Origin of the sequence: Phenylobacterium sp., from assembly GCF_028290885.1 — a bacterium.
Taxonomy (GTDB): domain Bacteria; phylum Pseudomonadota; class Alphaproteobacteria; order Caulobacterales; family Caulobacteraceae; genus Phenylobacterium.
Genome location: NZ_JAQGIZ010000096.1, coordinates 1 through 15246 on the forward strand (window position 1 = coordinate 1; position 15246 = coordinate 15246).

The 15246-nt window shown below is 70.5% G+C and carries 15 protein-coding genes; 9 read left to right on the forward strand and 6 right to left on the reverse strand.

The features are described 5' to 3' along the window. Positions 1–1132: 3'-5' exonuclease (locus tag JWP28_RS07045; RefSeq protein WP_299541498.1), on the forward strand; the 1132-nt coding region annotated here is incomplete at its 5' end. 33 nt (positions 1133–1165) lie between these two features. On the opposite strand, the gene JWP28_RS07050 is transcribed toward JWP28_RS07045, so the two are convergent. Next, complete coding sequence (locus JWP28_RS07050; RefSeq protein ID WP_299541500.1) at positions 1166–1588, reverse strand: hypothetical protein; 423 nt, start codon at positions 1586–1588, stop codon at positions 1166–1168. 120 nt (positions 1589–1708) lie between these two features. On the opposite strand from JWP28_RS07050, the gene JWP28_RS07055 reads away from it, so the two are divergent. The 3 genes from JWP28_RS07055 to JWP28_RS07065 all read left to right on the forward strand — a co-directional run bounded on the left by JWP28_RS07055 (position 1709) and on the right by JWP28_RS07065 (position 3539). Further along, positions 1709–2137, forward strand: a complete 429-nt coding sequence (locus tag JWP28_RS07055; RefSeq protein ID WP_299541502.1) for a hypothetical protein — start codon at positions 1709–1711, stop codon at positions 2135–2137. Positions 2138–2178: 41 nt separating this feature from the next. Continuing rightward, complete coding sequence (locus JWP28_RS07060; RefSeq protein ID WP_299541504.1) at positions 2179–3045, forward strand: 50S ribosomal protein L11 methyltransferase; 867 nt, start codon at positions 2179–2181, stop codon at positions 3043–3045. A gap of 71 nt (positions 3046–3116) precedes the next feature. Continuing rightward, the gene (locus tag JWP28_RS07065; protein ID WP_299541506.1) at positions 3117–3539 is read left to right on the forward strand and encodes a hypothetical protein; all 423 of its coding nucleotides are present in this window, start codon (positions 3117–3119) and stop codon (positions 3537–3539) included. A gap of 7 nt (positions 3540–3546) precedes the next feature. On the opposite strand, the gene JWP28_RS07070 is transcribed toward JWP28_RS07065, so the two are convergent. Both JWP28_RS07070 and JWP28_RS07075 read right to left on the reverse strand, forming a co-directional pair. Further along, positions 3547–3891, reverse strand: coding sequence for a GIY-YIG nuclease family protein (locus tag JWP28_RS07070; protein ID WP_299541508.1), 345 nt, complete (start codon positions 3889–3891; stop codon positions 3547–3549). A gap of 53 nt (positions 3892–3944) precedes the next feature. Beyond that, complete coding sequence (locus tag JWP28_RS07075) at positions 3945–4496, reverse strand: GNAT family N-acetyltransferase (protein WP_299541510.1); 552 nt, start codon at positions 4494–4496, stop codon at positions 3945–3947. A gap of 261 nt (positions 4497–4757) precedes the next feature. On the opposite strand from JWP28_RS07075, the gene JWP28_RS07080 reads away from it, so the two are divergent. From JWP28_RS07080 to JWP28_RS07090, 3 genes are all read left to right on the forward strand, one after another. Next, positions 4758–6572: an aminopeptidase P family protein gene (locus JWP28_RS07080; protein WP_299541512.1), complete on the forward strand. Its 1815-nt coding sequence runs from the start codon at positions 4758–4760 to the stop codon at positions 6570–6572. A gap of 152 nt (positions 6573–6724) precedes the next feature. Continuing rightward, a complete protein-coding gene (locus JWP28_RS07085) occupies positions 6725–7219 on the forward strand; it encodes a hypothetical protein (RefSeq protein ID WP_299541514.1) in 495 nt (164 codons plus the stop codon). 209 nt (positions 7220–7428) lie between these two features. Beyond that, the gene (locus JWP28_RS07090; RefSeq protein ID WP_299541516.1) at positions 7429–9450 is read left to right on the forward strand and encodes an elongation factor G; all 2022 of its coding nucleotides are present in this window, start codon (positions 7429–7431) and stop codon (positions 9448–9450) included. Positions 9451–9498: 48 nt separating this feature from the next. On the opposite strand, the gene JWP28_RS07095 is transcribed toward JWP28_RS07090, so the two are convergent. The 3 genes from JWP28_RS07095 to JWP28_RS07105 are packed head-to-tail and all read right to left on the reverse strand — an operon-like array spanning position 9499 to position 13574. After that, positions 9499–10971 (reverse strand): efflux transporter outer membrane subunit, encoded by a 1473-nt coding sequence (locus tag JWP28_RS07095; RefSeq protein ID WP_299541518.1) that lies wholly within the window; start codon positions 10969–10971, stop codon positions 9499–9501. Beyond that, positions 10955–12481, reverse strand: coding sequence for a DHA2 family efflux MFS transporter permease subunit (locus JWP28_RS07100; protein WP_299541520.1), 1527 nt, complete (start codon positions 12479–12481; stop codon positions 10955–10957). The genes JWP28_RS07095 and JWP28_RS07100 overlap by 17 nt, the downstream gene beginning before the upstream one ends. Positions 12482–12494: 13 nt before the next feature. After that, complete coding sequence (locus JWP28_RS07105; RefSeq protein WP_299541522.1) at positions 12495–13574, reverse strand: HlyD family secretion protein; 1080 nt, start codon at positions 13572–13574, stop codon at positions 12495–12497. Between the two features lie 152 nt (positions 13575–13726). Between JWP28_RS07105 and JWP28_RS07110 the strand changes: the two genes are divergently transcribed. Then, positions 13727–14677, forward strand: a complete 951-nt coding sequence (locus tag JWP28_RS07110; protein ID WP_299541524.1) for a LysR family transcriptional regulator — start codon at positions 13727–13729, stop codon at positions 14675–14677. A gap of 9 nt (positions 14678–14686) precedes the next feature. Then, positions 14687–15076: a VOC family protein gene (locus JWP28_RS07115; protein WP_299541526.1), complete on the forward strand. Its 390-nt coding sequence runs from the start codon at positions 14687–14689 to the stop codon at positions 15074–15076. Positions 15077–15246 lie beyond the last annotated feature (170 nt).

The following is a 15246-nucleotide window of genomic DNA, read 5'->3' on the forward strand; positions in this document are numbered from 1 at the left end:
GGTGGTCGGCGGCCCGCGGTTCTTCGAGCGCGCCGAGATTCGCGACGCCCACGCCTACCTGCGGCTGATCCAGTCGCCGGACGACGACCTGGCCTTCGAGCGGATCGTCAATGTGCCCAAGCGCGGCATCGGCGACACCACCGTCCAGAAGCTGCTGCAGGTGGCGCGGCTGGGCGGCGTCCCGGCCGTCGTCGCGGCGCGCCAGCTCGTGCTGACCGACGAACTCGCCGCCCGCACGCGCACCTCGCTCGCGACCTTCCTGCGCGACCTCGACCGCTGGCGGGCCGAGGCGGAGCGCACGGCCCATCCCCGCCTGATGGAGGCGGTGCTGGAGGAGAGCGGCTACACCGACGCCCTTCGCCTGGACAAAGGCCCGACCGCCCAAACCCGGCTGGAGAACCTCAAGGAGCTCGTCCAGTCGATGGGCAATTTCGAGACCCTGCAGGCCTATCTGGAGCACGTCTCCCTGGTCATGGACCTCGACCGCGGCCCGCAGGCCGACGCGGTGCAGATCATGACGCTACATTCCGCCAAGGGGCTGGAGTTCCCGCTGGTCTTCCTGCCCGGCTGGGAGGAAGGCGTCTTCCCGTCCCAGCGCAGCATGGATGAGAAGGGCGAGAAGGGGCTCGAGGAGGAGCGGCGGCTGGCCTACGTCGGCATCACCCGCGCCCGGGAGGAGGCCCGCGTCTCCTTCGCCGCCAACCGCCAGGTCTACGGCCGATGGACCAGCCAGCTGCCCAGCCGCTTCGTCGACGAACTGCCGCTGGCCAATGTCGAGGCCTCCTCGGAGACCGGCTACTACGGCGGCGGGCCCGGGATGCAGCAGCACGGCAGCCGCTGGGACGAGAGCCCCTCTTTTGGGGCCGGCTATTCCTCCCCCGGCTGGCGGCGCGCCCAGACCGCCGGCTACAAGGGCAGCCACCCCGGCCGCCAGCAGGTCATCGAGGGCGAAGGCCGCCTGGTCGCCACCTCGGCGGAGAGCGCCGCCAGCGACTACCAGCGCGGCGACCGCGTCTTCCACCTGAAGTTCGGCTACGGCGCCGTCACCGTCGTGGAGGGCAACAAGCTCACCGTCGCGTTCGAAAAGGCCGGCGAGAAGAAGGTGATCGACAGCTTCGTCGAGAAGGGGTGAGGCGGCTTCCCCCCGTACCGGGGGAAGGCTGAACTACCGCCGCCGCATCCACCCCCGGATGGCGAACAGGCTGAGCCCGGCGGCGATCATGAGACCGCCCGCCACCAGGGCTAGGTTCCACTTGGGGGTGGCCTCCAACCGCTTGAGGATGGCGGGGGTGTCGTCGGCGGCCCGCGCCGGCGGCTGGAATTCCCCGGCGCCGGTGGATTCGGGCGCGGCGATCTTGCGGAAGGTGACCAGGCCCGCGACGTGATCGACCTCGCCGGCTTCCCAGCCCAAGCCTGTCCAGGCGCGCACGTGCGGCGCGTCCGCGTCGTTCCGCCACCAGGCCCTGCCCGTCCTGGCGCCCTTGGGCAGGGGGAAGCCCAGCACCTTTTCCAGCTCGGCGAAGCTCGCGCGCCATTCGGGGCCGGCGTGGCCGGCCAGGCGGGCGGAGAGGGGATTATACTTGCTCATCCAGGGCTCTCCCGCGGCGGCGGCCCCCGCCGCCGACAGATGGCGCCAGCTTAGCGCTGAACCAATCGCGCGTCCGCACGCTGTTAGGCCCGATCGCTTCGAGGAAGATGGGATATGTCGGTGAAGGTTTTGTTCGCAGGCGCGGCGGCGGCTTTGGTCGGCGGCGTGTTGCTGGGCGGCGCGATGCGGCCGAACCTGGGCGCCGCCGACGACGGCCGGCCCGCCGGACCGCAGATGTTCGCCAACTGGAGCGGCGCCCGCTCGACCGGCCCCTTCGACCCCGGCACCACCTTCGCGAGCTACGGCGCCAAGCTCCCCGACTACGTGCTCGGCACGGATTGGAAGAAGGCCGCGGCCTGGCCGGACGAGCGCGCCGCGGTCTCGGCGCCGGCCCGCGAGGTCGCCCGCAACGACGAGGCGTCGGAAGAGCCCGTCACCGTGGCCCGCGCCGACTATGCAGACCCGCCGCCGCCCCCGCACGGCTATCCCTCGCTTGGCGGCGCCCAGGTTTCCGAATCCGACGACGCCGCGCCGGCCGCAACCGACTGAAGCCTCTCGCCTTTCGCGCCGCCGCCCGCTAGAGGCCGCGGATGACCGCCGACGCCGTCCAGACCGTAGCCCGGGGCCCGCGCGCCGAGGCCGAAGCCGCCGCGGCCGCCATCGACGCCGAGCCCGCCACCGAGGCGCTGACCTATTCCATCCTGGAGGAGGACGAGGACCGCGACGTCTGGCGGATCGACGCCTTCCCGACCTCGACGGAGGAACAGGCCGCCCTGGCCGCCACCCTGGCCCGGTTCCCTGCCCTGCGGGTGGCGACCGAGAAGCTGGCCGACGCCGACTGGCTGGCCATGGCGCTCTCCGGCCTGCCGCCGGTGCGCGCCGGCCGGTTCTTCGTCTATGGCGCGCACGACACGGGCCTGGCGCCGCCCAGCGCGGTGAACCTGCGGATCGAGGCCGGCGCGGCCTTCGGCACCGGCCACCACGGCACGACGGTGGGCTGCCTGCTGGCATACGACCGCCTTCTCAAGCGCCGCCGGTTCGGCCGGGTGCTCGACGTGGGCTGCGGCACCGGCGTGCTGGCCATCGCGGCGGCGCGGACCGGATCGGCTATCGCCCTCGGCACCGACATCGACGGCCCCTCGGTTCGCATCGCCAACGAGAACGCCAGGCTGAACCGCGCCCGCGCCCGCTTCGTGCACGCCAGCGGCCTGGACGACGCCCGGGTCCGCAGGCCGGCGCCCTACGACCTGGTGTTCGCCAACATCCTGGCCCCGCCGCTGGTGGCCCTGTCCCAGGACATCAGGCGCGCACTGAAGCCGGGCGGCGTCGCCATCCTCTCCGGCCTGCTTCGGACTCAGGAGCGGCGGGTGCTGGCGGCCTACGTCTCGCGCGGCTTTCGGCTCGAGCGGCGGCTGCATCGCGACGCCTGGGCCACCCTGGTGCTGCGCCGCGCCTAAGCGGAACCTTGCTCTTCGAGCCCGCGTTTCCGTCGCCGAACGGCCACGCTGGGCCGGCAAGGAAGAGCGCGATGTCAAACGACCAGGACTACGTCGAACGCACGATCGAGACGCCGGGTTCGGTGCGCCGGGAAACGGTGCGGGCCGTCCGCTCATCCAGCAGCGCGGGCTGGTGGATCGCCGCCGTGGTGGCGATCATGGCCGTCGTCGGCGTCATCTTCCTTCTGAACAACGGCCAGCCGTCGTCGACAGACCTGCAGGCCGCCCGTGACCAGGGCGCGGCCCAGGCGCAGACCGACAGCGCCGCCAGCGGCGCCCAGGTCGCCGCCGTGCAGGCGAGCCAGGCTGCCCAATCCGCCGCCGAGAGCAACATGCGCGCGACCCAGAACGCCGCCCAGGCGGCCGCCGACCGGTCCGCGGCCGCGGCGAGCCACGCGGACGCCGCCGCCCGCGACGCATCGTCGGCCGAGCCCGCCCAGGCGCCGCCGCAATAGAGGCGCTCTAGCCGACGATCTTCGTCGCGCCGAGCGCCGCGCGCCAGTGCGTATGGCGCTCCTTAAGGAGGTTGTCCCGCGCATAGGCGGAGAGGTCGTCCGCCTCGATCGCCTCCAGCACATCGAAGGCGAACGCCGCCTCGCCGTGCGCCGTCCAGGCCGCCTGCAGCGCCGGGTTGGCGTAGCCGCCGGCGCGCAAGCCGAACCAGATGCCGTTCTTCTGCTGCTCGAGGTTGCGCGACCGGCCGACCCAGGCTTCGCCGGTCATGGCACAGCGCACGGCGAATATCCCTTGGCTGACCTTGCGCTCCTTGTAGTCCCGGACGACCTGGCGGCGGCTCTGCTTGTCCATCGCCGCCCTCTACGACGGCCGGCGACGGCCTGTCAATTTTATCCGGGTGAAATCTACTCCGGCTGCAGGAGGGCGTAGAGGTAGCGGTCGCGCCAGGCGCCCTTGATCAGCTTGCCGTCCCGGAAATGCCCCTCGCGCCGCATGCCCAGATTCTCCATCACGCCCCACGATCCGACATTCTCCACGTCGCACTCGGCCCAGATGCGGTGCAGCCCCAGGGTCTTGAACCCGACGTCGACCAAGGCGCGCGCAGCCTCGGTCGCGTAGCCCTGCCGCCAATAGGCGCTGTTGAGGCTGTAGCCGAAGTCGCCGGCCAGGTTGTCCCGGTCGCTGACCGCCAGGCGGATTGAGCCGATCACCCGGGCGTCGGCGAGATGCTCGATCGCAAGCGACACCTCCTCGCGCGGCCAGCGGGTCTGCTCCTGCAGTTTGCGGTCCATGAATTCGAGGGTTTGCTCACGCGCGTTCGGGCCCCAATCCATGAACCGCGCCACCTCAGGGTCGGCGGCGTATTCGTGGACGTCGTCGAAATCGCTGTCGCGGAACTCGCGCAACAGGAGCCGCGCGGTGCGTATCGGGAACCAGGGTTTGAGGTCTTCAGTCATCGTCGTCTCCTCGTTGGGGCTGCAAGGTCGGCGGCAGGAGAAGGCGTCATCAGCGACCCTGCCGGTTCGGCGGGGTCGCGGTCTTCGTCAGCGGCTAGGCAAGGCCGCGCGAACCCGGACCCCAGGTGGGACCGAAGGAGTTCGAGCAGGCTTGGCTGGCGCGACGGACCATGAGCTGCGGATAGCCCGAACGCGGTTCGGCCGCAAGCGCAGGTCCCCCGCCTCTTTGCCCCCGCGCGCGAAGGGACTACATCCGAAGCCATGCGCCAGACCTTCGATGAATCCACCGACCGCTCCTTCGGGCCAAAGCACGTGCCGCTGATCCGCAAGGCCATGGCCGATCAAGGGCTCGACGGCTTCGTCGCCCCGCACGAGGACGAGCACCAGAACGAGTACCTGCCCGCCGCCAACGACCGGCTGGCCTGGGCCACCGGCTTCACCGGCTCGGCCGGCGCGGCGGTGATCCTCAAGGACAAGGCCGCGATCTTCGTCGACGGCCGCTACACCCTGCAGGTCCGCGACCAGGTGGACGAGGGCGTGTTCGAGATCCGCGACCTCGTGGAGGGCGGCGTGCCGGCCTACATCGAAGCCGCCGCCGGGCGCGGCCAGGTGATCGGCTACGACCCGCGCCTGCATAGCCCCGACGCGCTCGACCGGCTGAAGGCCGCCGCCGCCAAGGTCGGCGCCGAGCTTCGGCCCGTGACGCCCAATCCGCTGGACGCCGCCTGGGGCCAGGCGCGCCCCCCGCAACCGACGGCGCCGGTGGTGCCGCACCCGCTGCAATATTCCGGCGAGGAATCCGCCTCGAAGCGTCACCGGCTGGGCAAGAGCCTTGCGGACCGCGGCGCGCAAGCGGCGGTGATCACCGCCCCGGCCTCCATCGCCTGGCTGTTCAACATTCGCGGCGGGGACGTCATCCGCTCGCCCCTGCCCATTGGCCAGGCGATCCTGGGCGCCGACGGCTCGGCGCGGCTGTTCCTGGATCCGCAGAAGGTGACACCCGACCTGCCGGCCTGGCTCGGCAACGAAGTGCGGCTGGAGACGCCCGGCGACCTGCCGCAGGCGCTGGCCGAACTGCGCGGCAAGACCGTGCTGGTCGATCCGGCGCAATCCTCATCCTGGTACTTCGAGGCGCTGGGCAGCGCCGGCGCCGCGGTGCAGCGCGGCGAAGACCCCTGCGTCACCCCCCGGGCCTGCAAGAACGCGGTGGAGATCGAGGGGACCAAGCGCGCCCACGCCCGCGACGGCGCGGCCCTGACGCGCTTCCTGCACTGGGTCGCCACCGAGGGGCAGGTCAATCCGCCCGACGAGATCGAGGCGGTCTCCAAGCTGGAGGCGTTCCGGGAAGAAACCGGCGCGCTGAAGGACCTCTCCTTCGACACCATCGCCGGGGCGGCCTCCAACGGAGCCATCGTCCACTACCGGCCGAACCTGCGGCTCAACAAGCGCGCCGAGATGGGCTCGCTGCTGCTGGTGGATTCCGGCGCCCAGTACCTGGACGGCACGACCGACGTCACCCGCACCGTGGCCATCGGCGAGCCATCGGCGGAGATGCGCGAGCGGTTCACGCTGGTGCTGAAGGGCCACCTGGCGCTGGCCCGCGTGCGGTTCCCGGCGGGCACCAGCGGATCGGCGCTGGACGCCCTGGCGCGCACGGCGCTCTGGGCGCACGGCCTCGACTACGACCACGGCACCGGCCACGGGGTCGGCTCCTATCTCGGCGTGCACGAGGGCCCGCAGCGGATCGCCAAGGCGCCGAATGCGGTGGCGTTGCGGCCCGGGATGATCGTCTCCAACGAGCCCGGCTATTACAAGGAAGGCGCCTACGGCATCCGCATCGAAACCCTTCAGTTCGTCACAGAGCCGGCGATGATCGAGGGCGGCGAGCGGCCGATGCTGGGGTTCGAGACCCTGACGATGGCCCCCATCGACCGGCGCCTGATCGAGACCGCCATGCTGACGGCGGAAGAACGCGCCCAGCTCGACGCCTACCACGCCCGCGTCCTGTCCGTGGTCGGCCCGCAGGTCCCCGCCGACGTCCGCGGCTGGCTGGAAGAAGCCTGCGCGCCGCTCTGAGCCGACCACATCGGCTTCAGGAAATCTCGCGTAACGGTATTAGGTAGACGTCACCGCTTTTCTCGGGTCAGGTTCACAAAACTTATATGGATTTTATAACACTTTGCGCCTAAGCCTGCTGGTCATCAGTGAACCCTGGCAGTGGCGTTTCCATGGAAAAATCCGCGTTCCGAACTGAGCAGGGCGCCAGCAAGGCTGGCCGCAGCTTCGCCAAGGACATCGCAGAGCTCGCCATCTTCCTCGATCTGACCGAGCCGGCCGAACCGCTGGGCCATCTTGAGGCCGCCGCCGCGGAGATCGCCAACGATCGGGACATCTCGTCCACCACGCTCAAGCGCTGCGCCTCGGAGGCCCGAGCGCTGATCGAGTTCGCGCACGAGAGCGGCGCCATTCGCCGCATCGAAGCGCGCGCCGAGGGATCGGAGTGGGACCTGCGTCAGGCGCTCTCGGCATGGCTCGACGAGACCAGCCTGCCGGCCGTGCTCAAGCGCCGGGCGCTGCGGCTCAACCGCAGCCGCGGCGGGCGCCCGCCGACCAAGACCCGCACCCTGCGCGCCGTGGAGGAGCTGGTGGAGTTTGCGCGCGCCGGCCGCCCCGGCGCCCTCGACGAGCTCCGCTCGATCCGCGCCCTGATCGGCAACACCTAGCCTCAGGCAATATCCGCAGGCGCAGGCTCGCGGCCGGCTGATTCCGCCCACGCGTTCGTGATCTGGCGCGCCGGAAGTCCGGGCGTAAGGTTTTCGTCAGCAGGGCGGCGCGAGCCCCTGGACCGGTCCGCGACCGTCCCAAAACCGCGCCATGGACGCGCTCCATCCGCGACCGCGTCCCTGGCGCCCGAGGTGATGGGAGAATGACCATGCCAATCCATCCAGCGGGGTCCGTGCGCGCCCTGGCGCTCGTGGGCCCCACAAGCAGCGGCAAGACCACCCTGATGGAGGCCCTGCTGCAGGTCACCGGCGCCGTCGACCGCCGCGTCGGCGGTGAGAAGGTCGGCGATTCGAGTCCCGAGGCGCGGGCCCGTGGCCACTCGGTGGAGCTGAACCTCGCCGGCTTCGACTTCATGGGCGACCGCTACTCGGTGGTGGATTGCCCGGGATCCCTGGAATTCTGCGCCGACATCGACGCGGCCCTGCCCGCGGTCGACCTGGCGGTCGTGGTCGCCGAGCCCGATCCCGCTAAGGCCGCCCTGCTGCAGCCGACGCTCCGCCAGCTTGAGCGGCTGGGCGTTCCCCACGCGCTGTTCATCAACAAGATGGACCAGGCCCGCGGCTCGCTGGCCGAACTCCTGACCGCGCTCGCGCCGGTCAGTTCGGCGCCGCTGGTGGCCCGCCAGATCCCGACCTGGGAAGACGAGAAGGTCTCGGGCTTCATCGACCTCGCCCTTGAGCGCGCCTTCGTCTACCGCCCAAACGAGCCCTCGACCCAGGTGGACATCCCGGGCGACCTGCGCGACGCCGAGGCCGACGCCCGGTTCCACATGCTGGAGCAGATCGCCGACTTCGACGACGAACTCCTCGAACAACTGCTCTCCGACGTGACCCCCAGCCGCGACGCGGTGTTCGCCGACCTGGTGCGGGAGATGAACGAGGGGCTGATCGTGCCGGTGTTCTTCGGCTCCGCGCAGAACGGCTTCGGCGTGCGCCGCCTCCTGAAGGCGCTCCGCCACGAAACCCCGCCAGCCGACCGGGCCGCCGAACGCCTGGGCGTCGAGGCCGGCGCCTATGTGCTGAAGGCGGCCTACGCCGGCCAGTCGGGCAAGCTCGCCTACGCTCGGGTGTTCGGCGATCCGCTGGCGGACGGCGCGGAGTTCGTGCTGCCGGACGGCGAGCGTTGCCGGGCCGGCGGGCTCGTCGCCGTGCAGGGCGCGGCGCTCAAGAAGATCACCCAGGCCGCCGTCGGCGAGGTTTGCGCCATCGGCAAGGTGGAGGCGGCGCACGCCGGCCAGATCTTGTCGACCACCGGACGCCCGCAGGCGGTGCGCGCCGCGGCGAGCCCGCGACGGCCGCTGTTCGCGGTGGCGCTGTCGGCCCGCAACCGCAAGGACGACGTGCGGCTTTCCGGGGCGCTCAGCAAGCTGATCGAGGAAGATCCTGGCCTGCGCCTGACCCATGATCCGGAGGCCCGCCAGATGCTGCTGGCCGGCCAGGGCGAGGGCCACGTGCGGCTGGCCCTGGAGCGGCTGAGGCGCCGCTTCGGCGTGGAGATCGACACCGAGCAGCCCAGGACCCCCTATCGCGAGACCATCCAGCGCGGCGCAACCCAGCGGTCGCGGCACAAGAAGCAGTCCGGCGGCCACGGCCAATTCGCCGACGTCACGGTGGAGATCAGGCCCCTGCCCCGCGGCTCGGGCTTGGTGTTCAGCCAGCGCGTGGTCGGCGGCGCGGTGCCCAAGCACTGGATCCCGGCCGTCGAGCAGGGCGTCCGCGACGGGCTGGAGAAGGGCCAGCTCGGCTTCCCGGTAACCGACCTCGAAGTCACCCTGGTCGATGGCCAGACCCACAGCGTCGACTCCTCCGAAATGGCCTTCCGCCTGGCCGGTCGCCTCGCCATGGAGGAGGGCCTGCCGGGCTGCGGCGCGATCCTGCTGGAGCCCATCGAGAAGCTGACGGTCTATTCGCCCTCGCCCAGCGCCTCCAACGTGACCTCCGCGCTCACCGCCCGTCGCGGCCAGATCCTGGGGCTTGCGCCGCGCGAAGACTGGCGCGGCTGGGAACGGATCGAGGCCTACCTCCCGCAATCCGAGCGCCAGGGCCTGATCGCCGAGCTGCGCGGCCTGACGCAGGGCCTCGGCGCCTTCGAGGCGGACTTCGACCACATGGCCGAACTGACCGGCCGACTGGCGACGGAAGCCAGCCAGGGGGCGAGCGCAAGAGCCTGAGGGTCTGAAGTTTCCCCCTGTAGCGCACCGGCGGGCGATGCAGACTTCCTAGCGGGCCGCCGTGCGCCAATCGGCGGCAGTGGCGGCGTAGAGCTCGACGAGGTCGCTGTAGCGGCGGCCTTGAGCCTCCACCACCGCGCGGCGGGCGCGGCTGAGCGTGCGCTGCGCCTGGACCACGTCCATCATCGGCCCGCCGCCCAGGCGAAGGGCGTTCTGCGCGTCGGTGGCCGAGGCCTGGGCGGCCGACTCGGCTGCCCTCAGCGACTCGATCGCCGTCTGGTCGGTGCCCAGGTTGGAGAGCACGTCAGAGACCTGAACGAAGGCGCGCAGCACCGTCTGCTGGTAGCGGGCGAGCGAGATGCGTGCGTCCGCTTCGGCGGCCCTACGCTCGGCCTTCAACGTCCCGCCGTGGAAGATCGGCGCGGTGACGCCGCCCAGGAGGGTCCAGGCCGAGGCGCCGGCGCTGAACATGTCGCCGGGCTTGATGGCCTCCTGGGTCAGGACCGCGGAGAGCTTGATGTCCGGATACTGGTTGGCGACCGCCACGCCGATCGCCGCGGTCGCCGCGTGCAGGTCGGCTTCAGCCGCCAGGATGTCGGGCCGGTTGCGGACCAGTTGGGAGGGCAGGCTGACAGGGACCTCGGCCGGCGCGGTCAGTTTCGCCAGGTCGAAGTCCGGCGCGGTCCACTCGGCGGGCGACTTGCCGGCCAGGAGCGCCATCTGGTGACGGGCGGCGTCGAGGTCGCGTTGCAGCGGCGGCAGCAGGGCCTGGTCCTCGGCCAATTGGGCCACGCCGCCCGACACCGCCGAATGCGCCTGCCCGCCCGCGGCCTCGGCCTTGCGGATTATGTCGATCACCCGCTGGTCGTCGGCGACGATCTCCTGCACCGCCGCCATCTGGCCGCGCAGGCTGGCGATCCTCATGGCCTGCATGGCCATGTTGCCCGAGAGCGTCAGATAGGCCGCGTCGGCCTGGCGCGCCGCGGAGTCGGCCCTGGCGTTGGCCTGCTCGGTCGCACGCCTTTTGCCACCGAACAGGTCGAGGTCGTAGCTGACCGAACCGCCGATCTGGTAGAGGTTGAGCGTCGGATTCGAGATGGGCGGCAGCCCGGGGAAGCCGCTGAAGCCGAACGCTTGGAGGTTGATCCGCTCGCGCTCCGCCGAGGCGTTGGCGTCGACCTGCACGAACTGCGCGCCGCGCGTGGCGCGCGCGTCGGCCTGAGCCTTCTCCAGCGCGGCGCGGGCTTCGGCGATCGTCGGACTGTCGGCGAGGGCCTGGCGGATCGCGCCGTCCAGCTCCGGCGAGCCGAACGCCTGCCACCACGGACCGGCCGCCCGCGCATCGGGGCTCAGCCGGACGCCGGGCGCGACGGCGTCGCCGGCCATGGCGTAACCGCCCGCGGGCGGCCCCTTGGGCCCCTCCGGGGTCTTGAAGTTCGGGCCCACGGCCGCGCACGCGGTGAGCGCGAGCGCCGAGGCTGTGGCCGCCAGCAGGCGGAGGGATCTAGTCGATAACGGCATGAATTGGCTCCCCGCCGACCGGCCGCGGTTTGCGCATGAGCAGCAGCATGGGCATGCAGGCGATGGTGATGATGAACATCAGTCTGAAATCGTCGACGTAGGCGACCATGGCTGCCTGTCGGGTGACTTCCGCGTTGAGGGCGGTGATCCCCGCCGGGGTAGCGGGATCGAACATCCTGGGCAGCGTCGCGCGGACCACCGGATCGGAAGGGATGATCTTGGCCGCCAGCGATGAGTGCATGGTCTGGGTGTTAGCGACCACCAGCCCGTTCATGATCGAGATGCCGACGCTGGAGCCCAGGTTGCGCACCAGGGTGTAGACCGACGATCCCTCCGGCCGCAGGTGCGGCGGGACGGTCGCGAAGGCCAGGGTCGAGAGCGGCACGAACAGCAGGCCCACGCCCAGGCCCTGGATGATGCCGGAGCTGATGAATGGCCCGACCCCCATGGAGAGGTCGAAGTTCATCATCTGCCACAGCGCCACGCAGCTGATCATGAGGCCGACGAACAGGATCAGCCGGGTGTCCACCTTGCCGATCAGCCGGCCCACGGCGAACATGGCGACGAAGGAGCCGATGCCGCGCGGCATGCTGACCAGGCCCGAGGTCAGCACCGGATACCCCATCAGCGTCTGCATCATCGGCGGCAGCAGCGCCATCGTCGAGAACAGCAAAATCCCCACGAAAAACCCGAACAAGCTGGCGGTGACGAAGTTGCGGTCGCGCATCAGCCCCTTGTCGAAGAACGGATGGTCGGTGGTGAAGGTGTGGATCACGAACACCCACAGCCCGACCGCGGCCAGGATCGTCTCCGTCCAGATCTCCTTGGACTGGAACCAGTCCTGGCTGGGCCCGCGGTCCAGCACCATCTGGAAGGCGGCGATGAACAGGGTGAGCATCCCGAAGCCCAGGAAATCGAACCGCTTGGCCTTGGTCAGCCGGTCCCCGGAGATGAACAGGAAGACGCCCAGGAACGCCAGGATGCCGATCGGCAGGTTGATGTAGAAGCACCACCGCCAGGAGAAGTTCTCGGTGAAATAGCCGCCCAGCGCCGGGCCCAGGATCGGGCCCAGGATCGCGCCCGCCCCCCAGATCGCCATGGCCTGGCCGTGCTTCTCCGGCGGGTTGATGTCCAGTAGCACGGCCTGCGAGAGCGGGATCAGCGCTGCGCCGAACACCCCCTGCAGCACGCGGAAGAGCACGATCTCCGGGAGGCTGGTGGCGATGCCGCAGAGCATCGAGGCCACCGTGAAGCCGCCGATTGAGATCAGGAACATCCGCTTGCGGCCGATGCGGTCGGAGAGCCAGCCCGCCAACGGCGTCATGATCGCCGCCGCGACGATGTAGGAGGTCAGGACCCAGGTGATTTGGTCGCTGCTCGCCGAGACGCTGCCCTGGATGTGCGGCAGGGCGACGTTGGCGATGGTCGTGTCGAGCGAGTTCATCACCGTCGCCAGCATGATCGAGATGGTGATCGGCCAGCGGTTCTGGGTGTCCTGTTCGGTGGTCATGGGCTTACGGCCCTTAGCCGGCGCGGCCCGGCGCACGGACGTCGACGGTCACCTTCGCCGACAGGCCGGCGCGCGCCGCCATGCTGGGCGGCGGCTTGTCGAAGCTGATCCGGACCGGCAGGCGCTGGACGACCTTCACCCAGTTGCCGGTGGCGTTCTGGGCCGGCAGGGGCGAGAAGGCCTGGCCGGTGCCGGGCGAGAAGCTCGCCACGTGACCCTTGATGTCGACGTCGGGGTAGGCGTCGACCTTGATCGAGACCGGCTGGCCGACCTTCATGTGAGGGAGCTGGTCTTCCTTGAAATTGGCCTCGACCCAGGGCTGCCCGGACAGCAGCCAGAAGCCGGTCTGCGAGGCGTTGAGGTAGGTCCCGACCGGCATCTGGTCGACGCGGGTGACGACGCCGTCGGACGGCGCGACGACGGTTGCGTAGACGACGTCGAGCTTGGCGCGGTTGAGCTGGGCTTCGGCCTGCATGACCGCGGGCACGGACTGCGGCGCGAGGTTCGGATCGCCGCCCAGGTTGGCCAGCACCTGGGCAGCCTGGTGCTCGGCGCTGGCCAGCTGCTGGCGTGCCGCCTGCAAGGCGTGGACGGCCTGGTCGACCTGCGCCTGCGAGGCGACGCCGACGTTGGCCAGGTTCTTTTGGCGCGCGGCCTCGGTCGTGGCGTAGGCGAGCGTGTCGCGGGCCGCCTGCACCATGGCCTGCTGCTGCTGGTAGCTGGCGCGCAGCGCCTGGACCTGCAGCGAGGCGTTGGCGACCTGGGCGGCGGCGGCCTCGGCGTTGGCCTGCATTTCGCGCGCGTCGAGCCGGAACAGCACCTCGCCGCGCCTCACGAACTGGTTTTCGTGGACGTAGATGTCGGTGACGCGGCCGGCAATCGAGGGCGCGACCGGCGCCTTGGCGATCTGCACATAGGCGTTGTCGGTGGTCTGGGTGCGGCCGCCGGTCAGGATGAAATAGGCCACGATCAGGGCGATCAGCAGCGGCCCCCCGACGATCAGCGGCCAGCGCCAGCGGCGCAGGAAGCCCGGCTGCGGCTTCGGGTCGACCTCGGCGTTTCCGCGAAGCGGGATGACTTCAGGTTCGCTCACGTGGCGAGCCCCTTTCACTCGTAAAATGCCGCAAACGGGCCAGCGGGCGCTGACCTTGCATGGCCGCGCCGGCTTTCCCGTAGCGCCTGAGATAGAGCTGCCCCATCGATGATCAAAATGATATGTTGTCACGCATCAAATGCACATGATTCATGAACCTTGATCTCAACCTCCTGCGCGTGTTCGACGTCCTGCTGGAGGAGCGCAGCGTCACCCGCGCCGGGGCGCGGCTCGGGCTCACCCAGTCGGCGGTCAGCCATGCGCTGAACCGCCTGCGCTACGTGCTGGCCGACGAGCTCTTCGTACGGGGACCGGCCGGCATGCAGCCGACCCCGCGCGCAGTGGAGATGGGTCCGCAGGTGCATGCGGCGCTCAACCAATTGCAGGCGGCTTTAGCTCCCTCCGACTTCGATCCGGCCACCAGCGAGCGGCGGTTCGCGGTGGTGACCGGGGCCTACGTCGGCGCGATCCTGGCCCCCCCGCTGGCGAGCCGGCTGGCGCAGGTCGCCCCGCAGTCGGAACTGATGATCGCCGAGCTGGCGCTCGACATCCTCGAGCGGCTAGATGCCCGGCGGGTGGATTTCCTGGTCGGCAGCGTGCTCGCGGCGCCGGAGCGCTTCGCCCGCGAAACCCTCCTGACGGAGAAGCTGGTGTGGGTCGTTCGAGCCGGGCACCCGGCGTTCCAGGGCGAGGCCATCGGTCTGGAGGCCCTGGTCTCGACGCCTCACGTGGTGATCGCGCGCAACCTGCCTGGGCTGATCGAGGAAGGCGGCGAGCGGCGCCCCTTCGTCAGCCGCGCGAGCTGGGAGGACGCCGGCGCCTTCGAGGCCGCCATGGCCGCCCGCGGCCTCACGCGCCGGATCGGCGCTTCGGTCCCCGACACCTTCACGGCCCTGGCCATCGCCAGCCGGACGGATATGGCGACCTTGATCCCCCGGCGTCTGGCGCTGTTGTCGGCGCAGGGCGGACGGGTGAAGCTGATCGAGCCGCCCTACGAATCACCGTCGGTGGAGGTGAGCCTGCTCTACCTGAGGGACCGCCTGGCAGAGCCGGCCATCGTCTGGATGCGCGACCTGGTCCGCGCCGTGGCCGCCAGCCTCTGAGGTTTCCCGATGCCGATGCGCCTCACCCTCACCGCCCTCCTGGTCCGCGACTACGACGAGGCCATCGGCTTCTTCGTGGACAAGCTCGGCTTTACCCTGGTCGCCGACGTCGACCAGGGCGGCGGCAAGCGCTGGGTGGTGGTCGCGCCGGCGGCCGGCGGCGCGGGCCTGTTGCTGGCCAAGGCGGCCGACCCGGCGCAGGCGGCGCGGATCGGCGACCAGACCGGCGGGCGGGTGTTCCTGTTCCTGCAGACCGACGACTTCGCCGCCGACCACGCCCGCATGCAGGCGGCCGGCGTCCGCTTCCTGGAGGCGCCGCGCCATGAACCCTACGGCACGGTGGCGGTCTTCGAGGACCTCTGTGGCAACCGCTGGGATCTGATCGAGCCGCGGCCCTAGGCGCGGGCCGCGGCTGGCGCGCCCTGGCTAGTGTGCTGGATTTGAAGTTCGCCTCATTCACGCGCCACGCGCCGAGCGAACTTCAAATCCAAGAAAGCACACTAGAAACATATACTTGCTAGTGTCCTCATCGATTCCGAAGTTCGCCAGAGTCAGCCGCAAGCGCTTGC